We start from the raw sequence: 12653 nt of genomic DNA, 5'->3' as shown, positions 1-12653 counted from the left end.
TCAATCTGTACGAGTGCCCACACAGATGATTGCTTTATATTGTTAAAGAACGTTGCGATTAAAGCGCTTTGCTTTATCTCGCTAGGGCTGCGCATATTACGCTTTCCTATTTTTTTGTCAACACTTAATTTTAAACTTTATTAAAAATCTAAAATCAAGTTTTACTCGACTTACTGATTAGCTTCTTGCCTCGCTAAGCGTTGCCTGATCTGCCGTCTCAGTGGGGTCGCATTATAGGGAGAACAGATTTTTACGCAAGCGTTTTTATTCATAAACTTTAAAAAACAGTTCGTTCGTTTAAAAAACAAACTAAAACATCTAAAACATGCTATTTACTGACTAAATTATCAGCAATATTTCTCGAGAGGAATTTAAGTATTGTCTAATTTATGTATTTATCAAGTTTTAGATATAAAAAAAGCGCCATTAATTTACAGCGCTTGGGTTTACAATCTATAAAATTGACTAATACAGGATGCTGTAGAGCTTTCTTCTATATTTAGATGCTAAGCTATCGCCATCAGGTAATGATGCTATAACTTCAAGAAATGTTGCTTTGGCATCTGCAAAGTTTAAATCTTTCTTTAAAATACTAAACAATGTCTCTAATGCTTCATCTTTACGGCCCGCGGTATTAAGTGCAGCAGCTAGCTCAACTTTGATCTCTAAATCATTCGGATGTTGTTCTGCTTTTAACTGTAATGCTTTTATCTCTGGCGAATCTGTTGCTTCAAGCGCTTGTTCGCACTTAGCACGAATATTTGTGTAATACGCATCACGCTCACTATCTTCAACTGTATCAAGCAAAGCTTGCGCATCGTCTAATTTATGAATTTGAATACAAATATCTGCTAACACTAATTTAATGCGTGCATTAGTAGTATCTAGTTCGTAAGCCTGCTTTGCATAATTAAATGCACTATTTAAGTCTTGCGCAACGAGAGCCTGCTTTGCTTGTTCTAATAACAACTCATGTTGTGCCGGTAAGTGCTTTGATAAAACCTCTCTAACTTGTTGCTCTGTTTGTGCACCAGGCAACATATCTACAGGGGCGGAGTCTTTTAAAAACACAAGTGTTGGTAGTGTTTGCAAACCTATTTGCTGCGCTAGTTGTGCTGCTAACTGTTGCTCTACATCGCAATCAAGTGTAGCAACAAGTAAGTGCTCGCCATATTCACTGGCAATTTTTTCTAAGATAGCTGCTTGCGATTGACACTCAGGGCTTTGTGCAGAGTAGAAACTAAGTAATACAAGTTTCTCTTGTGAGGTTTCACCTAATACTTGCTGAAGATTTTGTGGATTAACATTTACCATATTATTCATTGCGATTGATTGCCATATCAGACTATTTAGGGTTTTATATGGTGTCGATAACAATAATTACAAGCCACCAGCCAAAAGGTCTTTTATGAAACTTCACAAAATATATGCAGCCTTGCTTTTTATTAGTCCGTTTACGAATGCCACAACGTTAGATCTCAATCTCGATAAAGCCATGCCCGCTATCGAAAAGTTTTATTTAGATTTGCATCAATCTCCCGAGCTTTCATACCACGAGCAACAAACAGGTAAGAAAATTGCGCAGCAATTAAAACAAATTGGATTCGATGTTACTAACAATGTCGGTGGGTTTGGTGTAGTCGGTATTTATGAAAATGGTGATGGCCCAACAGTGATGATCCGTACTGATACCGACGGCCTTCCTATTACTGAACAAACGGGTAAGTCATATGCGTCAAAAGTCACAGTAGTAAATGACGATGGCGTAAATGTGGGTGTTATGCATGGCTGTGGTCATGATATTCATATGAGTTCATTTATTGGCACGGCACAACAGCTCGTTAAGCATAAAGATTCATGGCAGGGAACATTAATGATGGTCGCACAACCTGCTGAAGAAGTCGGTGGTGGTGCAAAAGCGATGCTAAAAGAAGGTTTATTCTCTAAGTTCCCTACACCTGATCACGTGATAGCCTTACATGTTAGCGCTAGTGTTCCCGCTGGCCAAGTAAGTATGAAAAACGAATACACTATGGCCAGTGTTGACTCTGTTGATATCACTGTAAAGGGTAAAGGCGGACATGGTGCATACCCTCACACGACTATTGACCCTGTCGTTATCGCATCACGTATTGTATTAGCACTACAGACTGTTACTAGTCGAGAGCTATCCCCATTAGAGCCTTCAGTAATAACGGTTGGCTCTATTCATGGGGGCTCTAAGCACAATGTGATCTCTGACCAAGTAAAACTACAACTTACATTACGCAGCTATAACCCTGAGGTACGTTTACAGCAGATTGCCGCTATTAAACGAATCTCACAAGGTATTGCATTGAGCGCAGGCTTAGATAAGTCGCTTATGCCAGAAGTATATGTACATGAAGATGAATCAATTCCATCAACATATAATAACCCTGAGCAAACAAATATTGTACGCAGTGCTATTAGCTCAGCCATTGGCAAAGATAACGTGCTAGAAACGCAAGCCGTTATGGCTGGCGAGGACTTTGGTTTATATGGCCGAACCGAACAAAACATCCCTATTACTTTATTTTGGCTTGGTGGTGTAGAGCAATCTCAATATAGTGCAGCACAGGAATCAGGGCAAACTCTACCGTCATTGCACTCGAGTAAATTCGCCCCTGATTACAAAGTTGCCTTACCCACAGGTATTAAAGCGATGAGTAATGCAGCCGTTGCGCTGTTTAATAATTAACCTGAACTCTGGATAATAAATCTATCTCTAGCGGCTACTTTCAACGCTAACTGCGTTGAATTTACTTGCAATAGGCTAGCTATTGACGCGTAAATTCGCCTTATTATCGCTAAAAGTCTCCGGCTGGAGACTAATAAATTTATTTGTGATTTAATATCAATACATTAGTACATCTCTTAACCAGAGTTCAGGTTAACTAAATCGATTTTGTAGCTAGGCCGACTTTGCTTTTGGTTTAGCCTTTCTTTTAAAACGTCGCTTTTGCGGCGTTTTTGGTAATTGTGCAAAGGCTTGGCTATTACATTGCCCTGCCTGACCGATAAAATGTGATAAATCGTTTAATAACGGATTTAAAAACTGTTGGTAGCTCATACGCTGCTCTGCAATATCACCTAATGAGGCTTCCCATTTAGCTGTTAAATCGGGACTCGCTAAGCCTTCAGGTAATACACCTATAAGTGCTTTTCCTGTTTCAGTGGCTAAAATGGTTTTTCCTTGGCGTTGTAAAAACCGACGTCTGAATAATAATTCTAAAATACCTGCACGCGTTGCTTCTGTTCCTAAGCCGTCAGTATCTTTAAGAATTCTTTTGATATCTGGGTTTTTCACATAACGACTTATTCCCGTCATAGCACCTAACAAGGTTGCATCGGTAAAATATGCTGGCGGAGTTGTCATTTTATCAACCACTTCGCCATGGCTACAGTCAAGCATTTGCCCTTTAACTAATGGCGGCAAAGTTTGCTCATCTTTAAGCGCAGATTTACCCATTAGAACTTTAAAACCTAAGCTGACCTCTTGTTTTGCATTCGCTTTAAATAAACCACCAGCAATAGTTACCTCAACCTTTGTTTCATTAAATACATAGTCAGGGTAAAACTGAATGAGGTAATGACGACATACTAATCTATACACTTTTGCTTCGTCAGAACTTAAGCTTGCCGACTTTAATTGTTTAGCGGTAGGTATAATGGCGTGATGCGCAGCTACCTTTGCATCATTAAAACATTTACTACGCTTGCTGGTATCGGCCTGATTACAATCCGCTTCATTTTGTCCACCGTTATTAGCAATCGCTTTTACAATACTTACAGCCTCACGGTGATGATCTTTCGGCAAATAACGGTTATCCGAGCGAGGATAGGTGATGAGCTTATGGCGTTCATATAAAGTTTGGCAAATATCTAACACTTTTTGTGCTGGCATTGTGAACGCTTTTGCAGCATCAATTTGCAAGGCTGACAAATTATAGGGCAAAGGGGCTTGTTGTTTTTTTTGTTTTTGCTCAAGTGCCGTAACTTCGCCTTTCTGTCCTGCTATTCTTGATACGACATTTTCTGCAAGGCCGCGATGTAGTACACGCCCTTCTTCATCTTGATAGGGCTCACACGCTTTGCTTGGTTGCCACTTAGCTGTGAAACTTTGTTGTTCCCCCGTATTTAAATGAGCAAACACTTCATAAAATGGTTTTGCTACAAAATTAGCAATTTCATTATCACGATTTACCACTAACCCTAGAATAGGTGTTTGTACGCGCCCTACAGAAAGCACATTACCAAACCCCGCTTTTTGCCCTGCTAAGGTATATGCACGGGTTAAGTTCATACCAAACAACCAATCAGCACGAGAGCGCGCCAGCGCAGAAACACTTAATGGAATAAAATCACGATTGCTGCGCATACTCGCCAACGCTTTCTTTACCGCACTCATATTTAAATCGCTGATTAATAAACGTTGAATTTGTTGTTTTTTGGTTTGGCTAAGTTTGACTTGCTCAATTACCTCATCAACAAGTAATTGGCCTTCTCGGTCGGGATCACCAGCATGAACTAGTTGCTCAGCTTGTTTGATTAGTTTTTTAAGTACCGTAAGCTGCTTGCGGGTTTTTGGTTTTGCTTTTAGTTGCCATTGCTCAGGTACGATAGGTAAATCATCAAAGCGCCATTTTTTATATTGCTCGTTATAATCATCAGGCTCAGCTTGTTCAAGCAAGTGTCCTATGCACCAAGAAACACAATCGCCATTAGCGACCTCAATGTAACCATCATGCTTTTTATGGGGTTTAGGAAGTGCATCAGCAATAGCACGACCCAATGAAGGTTTTTCTGCGATATACAGTTTCACAACATGCTCCAGCACTGTTTATATAAACAGTACTTTAGCACATTGTATTATCGATTACATAAATTTAAGCACAACAAAAACTTTCAAACTTACAATTTATAAAAAAGCAGCATTACATTTACTTGCTAGCCTTAAGCTATGTAATTCGGCTAAATACATTATCTTACTTCAATAGGATCTGACTCTTTAGCCTTGCCTTGCATGATTGAAATTTCAACGCGTCTGTTTCTGCGTCTGTCTGTATCGGTTTCATTAGGAACCAACGGACGAGTTTCAGCATGACCAACAACGACCATCCTGCTTTTATCAAACCCTTGTGCTTTTTGCATTTCTGTTGCAACTGCTACAGCACGCTTAGACGACAGATCCCAGTTGTTTGTATACAACTCATTTGACACTTGGAAGTCATCTGTATGACCTGACACCGTAATTTCACCTGGTACGTCTTTTAATAAAGTCGCTATATCTTGAATAATTGGTTTAAAACGAGGCTGTAAAAACGCACTGCCGGATGGGAATGACCCATTCTCTCGGATACGAATAATTATTTGTTGTCCCAACGACTCGAGCTCTACTGCGCCATCCATAATTTGTTGCTCTAATTGCTGCGCAATTTTCTTAACGAGTTCGTTAACTTGTTCTTGATCTGCTGCCGATGTAGATTGTTCAGAAGCTTGCTGCTGCGCGGTACTTTGCGACTCACCACCACGCTTATTACCACGTTGTTCTTGACGCCCCCCGGCCGAGCTTTCATCCCCAGCTTGAAACTCGAGCATTTGTTGAGTCATCTCAACTGTTTGCTGCTGAATAGTTTCAATAGGTGTGGGTTCAGGTTTACCTGGGGTAAATTCCATCGCTATTACAGAGGTTCCTTTTGGTATATCTTTTACCTCAATTTTATTTTGCACACCAAAAGCAAATTTCATTGAGCCCGCAATCTGTTTAAATTTAAGCACATCCATTTCAGAAAATGCGAGCAAGAGTACAAAAAAGCACATTAACAATGACATTAAATCAGCGAAGGTCCCCATCCAAGCAGGTAATCCTGGAGGGGGGCATTTGCACTCTTCATCAGACATGCTTACTCCTCAGTGTCCACGTTACGCTTAGATTCAGCGAGGTAATTCTTTAAAATCCCTTCAATAACTTTTGGATTTTGACCATCTTGGATACCTAAAACAGCATCCAAAATTAAACGTTGGTTCATTGCCTCTTCTTCTTTACGAAGCTCTAATTTAACCTGAATAGGGATCGCAATAACGTTTGCTAAAAAGGCACCATACAAAGTGGTTAGTAACGCAACTGCCATTGCCGGGCCAATTGCTTTTGGATCATCCATGTTTGATAACATTGCAACCAAACCAATCAATGTACCGATCATGCCCATAGCAGGTGCAATATCAGCAAGCGCTTTAAATAGCCCTGCCCCCGACTCATGACGTGTAGAAGTAAGCGAGATATCTTTTTGAAGCGTTGCGCGAACAACATCGGCATCATGTCCGTCTACAAGCATATCAACGCCTTTACGCATAAAGCCATTAGGAATTTCGGCCTCTTCGAGGGCCAAGAACCCTCCTTTACGAGCAGAATCAGCCAGTTCAACAGCCTTTTCTATCAGCTCTTCAGGCGATTCAATTTTAAACATAAATGCTTTAGCGCATACTTTACCAATTCCTAAGAATTGGCCCATGGTGTAATTGGATAGTACGATAAAAATCGAGCCACCAAATACGATGACAACTGATGGTGTGTTATAAAACATAGCAACTTCACCGTTACTACTTTGCACCATCGACATTACGATTAAGCCAATTGCCCCAAGAATACCTATAATGGTTGCTAAATCCACTTACCCCTCCAGAGGAATTGATACTTTGCTACTTTTAATAACAAACTTTTATTATTAACTGCTTATCGGCAATAGATTGAATTACTTAAATCATTTACGTGAATAAATGAGCTCTATACCTTTATTTTAATCGAACCACCTTAAGCTGCAAGGTTTAAGCATAGGCTCAGGTAAAATAAACAAACAAATAACGCGTAAATAAATAAAAAAAATGCATCATTCTTTGACCTAGTTTAGCATTCCCCCTAAAATTGGCCTCAATTTCATATCATCTAAGTTGAATCCACGATGGCGACTAAAAAACCTGAAAATTTGAGCTTTGAGCAAGCACTTGAAGAATTAACTGTAATCGTCACTGACATGGAACAAGGTGATTTATCTCTTGAGCAATCTTTAAAGCAGTTCGAACGCGGTATCGCGCTGGCTAATGCATCTTCAAACAAATTACAACAAGCAGAACAAAAAGTGGCCATTTTGATGGGCAATGACCCTCAGTCACCACTTACCAACTTTAAAAACGATTTGGATTAATCGGTGCATATTTTAGAACAAATAAAAGTTGCACAACATGATGTTGAAGCCATACTAGATAACTACTTTTCACTACCGCTTGATACTGAAGATAGCATTAAAAAAGCGACACATTATGGGGTATTGAATGGCGGTAAGCGTATACGCCCCTTCCTTGTTTATGAAACAGGTAAAATGCTGGGTGCAGAAAAAAAAGATTTAGATATACTTGCTGCAGCAATAGAGTGTATTCACAGCTATTCATTAGTGCATGACGATTTACCTGCGATGGATGATGACGACTTACGCCGAGGCCGACCGACATGCCATATTGTGTATGGTGAAGCTCACGCAATTTTAGCCGGTGATGCACTGCAAACTTTAGCCTTTGATTTAATAGCTAACCATACGTTTAAAATACCTGCACCTCAACAGCTTAAAATGATTGCAGCATTAAGCAAGGCGTCAGGTATTGAAGGTATGGTAGGTGGGCAAGCGCTGGATATTGCGGCAACTGATGAAGCTATCTCATTATCTGCACTCGAACGAATTCATAAACTTAAAACTGGTGCTTTGCTCAATTGTGCAATTACACTAGGTGCATTATGTGCGCCTAACACCAGTGACTATACGTTTTCCCAGTTAAAAATTTTTGGCGAATCCATTGGTTTGGCATTTCAGGTACAGGACGATATTCTTGATGTAGAAGGCGATACCTTTATTCTTGGTAAGCCACAAGGGTCAGATTTAGCGGCAAATAAAGCTACATATCCTGCACTTCTTGGTCTTGATGGTGCAAAAGAGAAAGCTCAGTTGTTATTAGCAGATGCCCTTAATGCATTATCGAATATTGATGCCAATACTGAATCTCTTGCGAGCTTAGCAGCGTATATTGTTGAACGTGACCATTAATTACAACACAATGGCACGCAAATAAAGACATACAAAATAACTAAAAAACCAGAGTAACAATACGCTATAATAATCTCTGGTTAGCGAAGGATGTATTAAAAATCATGACACTTGATAGTAACAAGTATCCATTATTAGGTTTGGTTGAAGAGCCAGCCCAGCTGCGCGATTTAGCGCAAGAAAAACTGCCTGCATTTAGTGATGAGCTTAGAGATTATTTGCTTAATTCAGTTTCACAAAGCAGCGGCCATCTGGCCTCTGGTCTAGGCACTGTTGAGCTCACTGTTGCGTTGCATTATGTATATAATACACCAGAAGATCGCCTCGTTTGGGATGTAGGCCATCAAGCCTACCCTCATAAAATCCTAACGGGTCGTCGCGACCAAATGCATACCATTCGTCAAAAAGATGGCCTGCATCCTTTCCCTTATCGTGATGAAAGTGCTTACGACACATTTAGTGTTGGTCATTCAAGCACATCGATTTCAGCTGCCCTAGGTATGTCTATTGCGGCGCAAAAAGAGGGCAAAAGCCGTAAAACAGTTGCCGTAATTGGTGATGGCGCAATTACCGCAGGTATGGCGTTTGAAGCAATGAACCATTTAGGTGATGTTAAATCGGATATGCTGATCATTTTAAATGATAATGAGATGTCGATTTCTGAAAACGTAGGTGCTTTAACTAATCACTTTGCCCGCATTCTATCTGGAAGCTTTTACACCAATATTCGCGAAGGTAGTAAAAAACTACTTTCCGGCGTACCTCCGGTAAAAGAATTAGCCAGTCGTATGGAAGAGCATTTAAAAGGCATGGTGATCCCTGGTACTTTCTTTGAAGAATTAGGCCTTAATTATATCGGCCCGATTGATGGCCATGATGTAAATATGTTGGTAGACACGTTACGCAATATGCGCAACTTAAAAGGTCCACAGCTGCTGCATATCAAAACACAAAAAGGTAAAGGCTATAAGCCCGCCGAGGCTGACCCTATTGGTTACCATGGCGTGCCTAAATTTGACCCTGCAGTTTCAAGCTTACCAAAGTCTAAACCTGGTGCTGCAACGTTTTCAAAAGTATTCGGTGATTGGCTGTGTGATATGGCAAGCCAAGATGACAAGCTAATGGCAATTACTCCAGCCATGCGTGAAGGCTCTGGTATGGTGCGCTTTTCAAAAGAGCACCCAGAGCAATATTTTGATGTCGCAATTGCAGAGCAACACGCAGTTACTTTGGCGGCCGGCTTTGCATGTGAAGGTTTAAAACCCGTTGTTGCTATTTATTCGAGCTTTTTACAACGCGCGTACGACCAACTAATTCACGATGTTGCACTACAGAATTTACCGGTATTATTTGCCATTGACCGTGCAGGTATTGTTGGCGCGGATGGTGAAACCCATCAAGGCGCTTACGATTTAAGCTTTATGCGTTGTATTCCAAATATGATTATTATGGCACCTAGCGATACCAATGAGTGTCGTCAAATGCTTTATACTGGTTATCAATGCAATCAGCCTGTTGCTGTGCGCTACCCTCGTGGCAGTGCCGGTAATAGCGAAATTAATGAGCAAATGACAGCCCTTGAAATAGGTAAAGGCCGAGTTATTAAACAAGGCAGCAAAATTGCAATTTTATCTTTTGGTACGTTACTTGAAAACGCGTACTTAGCCGCTGATGAGTTAGATGCAAGCTTAATAGATATGCGTTTTGTAAAACCTTTAGATACAGATTTAATCGATTCACTGCTTAGCGATCACGATAGCTTTATAACGCTTGAAGATAACGCCATTGTTGGTGGTGCAGGTTCTGCTGTTAATGAGTATTTAGCTGCAGTGAAAGCCAAGGTAAGCATTTTAAATCTAGGTATTCCAGATGAATTCATCAAGCATGGCACGCAAGAGCAAATGCATGATGAAATGGGTTTAGGATCACAAGGTATACTCAATAATATTAAAAGCTTTATTGCAAAATAAGTTGCTCTTTTCAGTATATTTATTATTTAAGCAAAATCTAGGTTAACCAATAAAAGGAGCTACGGCTCCTTTTTCGTTTTCGTTTTCGTTTTCGTTTTCGTTTTCGACAATTTTAAATTATTTTTCATTCTTTGCATCCAATCATCTTCCTGACGCGTTTACACACCGAGGTTAACTCGTGAGCAAAGCATTCACGCTTTTATGTAATACCAATCGACTTAAATATTTAGCCTTTCTAGCGTGCTAAATAACTTAACACGATTGGTATAAGCAGTTTTAAGCAAACTCATTGTATGTTCACATTTGATGGAATATTTAAGAAGGTACAAACTATGAAAACGTTCAACTCAGGCAAAATTTCTCAATCTATTCAGTCTCGTTCAATGACAAGTAAAATGTGCTTATCTGCGCTTAGTCTAGCAATTTTAATAGGTTTAACGGGTTGTGATGGCGATGATGGCAGCACAGGCCCTGCTGGCATGCAGGGTGAAATGGGCGCCCCAGGTGATAATGGTACAGATGGCGCTGATGGTAATAACGGTGCAAATGGTAATGACGGTGTAGATGGTGCTGATGGCACACCTGGCTTTAATGCCGCAACATTTATTTTAGCGAATAACGGCACTGACAATGCTGGCACCATAGATCTAATTGATCAAAATGCAGCAAAGTTAAAAACATTCAATAGTGGTGCAAATGAAGGTGTTGCGGTTGATAAACTAGGCAACTTAATTCAAGCAAGTGACTTAGGCAATGGGGCTATCAGTACTATTTGCCAAGTGCTAAGTCGTACTGACGGTGGCATGTTTAATACTGATCGTGACCGTACAATTACTGGTACTAATACCACCTTGGTAAATCCTAAAGGTATTCATGTATCAAATAAACGCGGGCTTATATTTGCAGCTGACTTTAATGCAATGCAGATCACTGTTTTTGGTGCAGCTGCTACTGGTGATGCGGCCCCTTTGGCAAGCACAGTAACCGATGCAAAACCATGGGATGTGACATATGACGATAACAACGACCGCTTATATGTAGCACTAACAAATGGTGATGTGGCTGTATATGACAATTATGTAGATGGCGGTTTTATGGCAATGCCAACCCGTACAATCACACCAAGTAATGATGCGGGCGAAAAGATCTCAGTCAATATTCATGGTATCGCATATGATGCTAAAACCAATAAATTAGTACTTTCAGATGTAGGTAGTGCCAGTGATGCAACTGATGGTGCCTTATTTGTGATCAATAATGCATCACTTGCAGATGGTAATACTAGCGTTGCGCGCAGCATTGCAGGCCCAGCAAGTATGCTAGGTAACCCCGTTGATATCAGCTTAACAGGCAGTGAATTACGTGTTGCAGAAAAATCAAACGATGCGGTATTGGTCTTTAGTAATATCTTTTCAGGTGAAAGTGGTGATATTAGCCCCGACAGTGTGACTGCGACTATTAAACCAGAATCTATAACCGAAACTGTAATGCATAGTGAAATGGCGGATATATCAGACAGCTATATGGTTAATGTGCCATTGATGGGTGTTGCTGTAAGTAGCAACCCTGGAGCTGCTGGGCCAACAACAGGACAAATATCCCGTTTAAACGCACCGCTCACTAGCGAGCTTGGCAACTACAACGCCAGCCAAACAATCGAAAGTGTTACCTTTGATAAAGCAGGTAACAGCTATACAACTTTTGATAACAGCACCACTTCTACTGGTGGGATAGTGATATCTAATAAAGTTGCTATGCATCGTGATGGTGAGGTTTTTTCACTCAGCCAAGATTCGATCATCAGTGGGAGTAATACTGGCCTTATCTCGCCAAAAGGCTTGGATGTAGCATCAGACAGCGGCTTAGTTTTTGTTGCCGAAAATAATGCAACAACGCCAGGAATTTTGGTGTTTTCAAGCTGTACAACTGGGGACGCTTCACCACTAATTACACTCACACCAAGTAATAGTGCTCGCCCTTGGGATGTAGACTACGATGTCGCTACAGACAGAGCATTTGTTGCATTAACCAATGGTACAATTGCCGTTTTTGATGAAGTAAAAAGTAAATTGATGGCGGGTATGAGTACAATTACAGGTGAAGACCGCCTTATCACCCCAGCAACTGGCGGCGCTGCATTTTCTGCACCAACTAACATCCATGGTATCGACTACGATCCACTTAGTGATTCGCTAATCGTCTCCGATGTGGGCAGTGCAGCGGACGCAACTGATGGTAAATTATACGTGCTAAGTAATGCAGGAATGAGCTCTGGCTTGAATAATGTCAGTGTTAATATTGCAGGGCCTGCCACCATGCTTGGTAACCCAGTTGATATTATGTTTACTGGTAATCACCTCTATGTGGCCGAGAAATCAAATGGTTTAGTAATGCGCTATGACAATATTTTAACTAGTCCAAGTGGAGATATAGCCGCGAGTTTGAGCTACTCATTCACAGCACCTGAATCAGTCGCTATTTTACCAACTTGGTTAAATCATTAACCTTCAAAGCAGTTTAATTAAACTGACTTTAGTTGGCCTCCCAATGCCTTAACGTCATACGTTAG

The 12653-nt window shown here is 40.6% G+C and carries 9 protein-coding genes; 5 read left to right on the top strand and 4 right to left on the bottom strand.

The features are described from left to right. Window positions 1–465: 465 nt before the first annotated feature. Window positions 466–1323, bottom strand: coding sequence for a tetratricopeptide repeat protein (locus ACHUE3_RS12650; protein WP_394192767.1), 858 nt, complete (start codon window positions 1321–1323; stop codon window positions 466–468). An 85-nt stretch (window positions 1324–1408) separates the two neighbouring features. Between ACHUE3_RS12650 and ACHUE3_RS12645 the strand changes: the two genes are divergently transcribed. Continuing rightward, the gene (locus tag ACHUE3_RS12645; protein WP_394192766.1) at window positions 1409–2719 is read left to right on the top strand and encodes a M20 metallopeptidase family protein; all 1311 of its coding nucleotides are present in this window, start codon (window positions 1409–1411) and stop codon (window positions 2717–2719) included. A 213-nt stretch (window positions 2720–2932) separates the two neighbouring features. Here the strand turns inward: ACHUE3_RS12645 and ACHUE3_RS12640 are convergent, their stop codons facing one another. From ACHUE3_RS12640 to pomA, 3 genes are all read right to left on the bottom strand, one after another. Further along, on the bottom strand, window positions 2933–4843 hold the full coding sequence (locus tag ACHUE3_RS12640) for a DNA topoisomerase III (protein ID WP_394192765.1): 1911 nt from the start codon (window positions 4841–4843) through the stop codon (window positions 2933–2935). Window positions 4844–5001: 158 nt separating this feature from the next. Beyond that, window positions 5002–5922, bottom strand: coding sequence for a flagellar motor protein MotB (locus ACHUE3_RS12635; RefSeq protein ID WP_394192764.1), 921 nt, complete (start codon window positions 5920–5922; stop codon window positions 5002–5004). A gap of 2 nt (window positions 5923–5924) precedes the next feature. Next, window positions 5925–6692, bottom strand: coding sequence for a flagellar motor protein PomA (pomA, locus tag ACHUE3_RS12630; protein WP_099297766.1), 768 nt, complete (start codon window positions 6690–6692; stop codon window positions 5925–5927). 288 nt (window positions 6693–6980) lie between these two features. On the opposite strand from pomA, the gene xseB reads away from it, so the two are divergent. From xseB to ACHUE3_RS12610, 4 genes are all read left to right on the top strand, one after another. Further along, a complete protein-coding gene (xseB, locus tag ACHUE3_RS12625) occupies window positions 6981–7223 on the top strand; it encodes an exodeoxyribonuclease VII small subunit (protein ID WP_394192763.1) in 243 nt (80 codons plus the stop codon). A gap of 3 nt (window positions 7224–7226) precedes the next feature. After that, window positions 7227–8114, top strand: coding sequence for a (2E,6E)-farnesyl diphosphate synthase (ispA, locus tag ACHUE3_RS12620; protein WP_394192762.1), 888 nt, complete (start codon window positions 7227–7229; stop codon window positions 8112–8114). A gap of 104 nt (window positions 8115–8218) precedes the next feature. Further along, on the top strand, window positions 8219–10084 hold the full coding sequence (gene dxs / locus ACHUE3_RS12615) for a 1-deoxy-D-xylulose-5-phosphate synthase (protein ID WP_394192761.1): 1866 nt from the start codon (window positions 8219–8221) through the stop codon (window positions 10082–10084). Window positions 10085–10416: 332 nt separating this feature from the next. Further along, a complete protein-coding gene (locus ACHUE3_RS12610) occupies window positions 10417–12588 on the top strand; it encodes a YncE family protein (protein ID WP_394192760.1) in 2172 nt (723 codons plus the stop codon). The last annotated feature ends 65 nt before the right edge of the window (window positions 12589–12653 follow it).

This window comes from Pseudoalteromonas atlantica, assembly GCF_043641955.1.
Lineage (GTDB): Bacteria > Pseudomonadota > Gammaproteobacteria > Enterobacterales > Alteromonadaceae > Pseudoalteromonas > Pseudoalteromonas atlantica_A.
This window is presented reverse-complemented; position numbering and strand designations above follow the sequence as displayed.

What these genes read in the sequence shown, in the direction of transcription:
- dxs (WP_394192761.1), top strand. Translation starts at nt 8,219, where the DNA reads ATGACACTTGATAGTAACAAGTATCCATTATTAGGTTTGGTTGAAGAG.
- ACHUE3_RS12645 (WP_394192766.1), top strand. Translation starts at nt 1,409, where the DNA reads ATGAAACTTCACAAAATATATGCAGCCTTGCTTTTTATTAGTCCGTTT.
- xseB (WP_394192763.1), top strand. Translation starts at nt 6,981, where the DNA reads ATGGCGACTAAAAAACCTGAAAATTTGAGCTTTGAGCAAGCACTTGAA.
- ACHUE3_RS12610 (WP_394192760.1), top strand. Translation starts at nt 10,417, where the DNA reads ATGAAAACGTTCAACTCAGGCAAAATTTCTCAATCTATTCAGTCTCGT.
- ACHUE3_RS12650 (WP_394192767.1), bottom strand. Translation starts at nt 1,323, where the DNA reads ATGAATAATATGGTAAATGTTAATCCACAAAATCTTCAGCAAGTATTA.
- ACHUE3_RS12635 (WP_394192764.1), bottom strand. Translation starts at nt 5,922, where the DNA reads ATGTCTGATGAAGAGTGCAAATGCCCCCCTCCAGGATTACCTGCTTGG.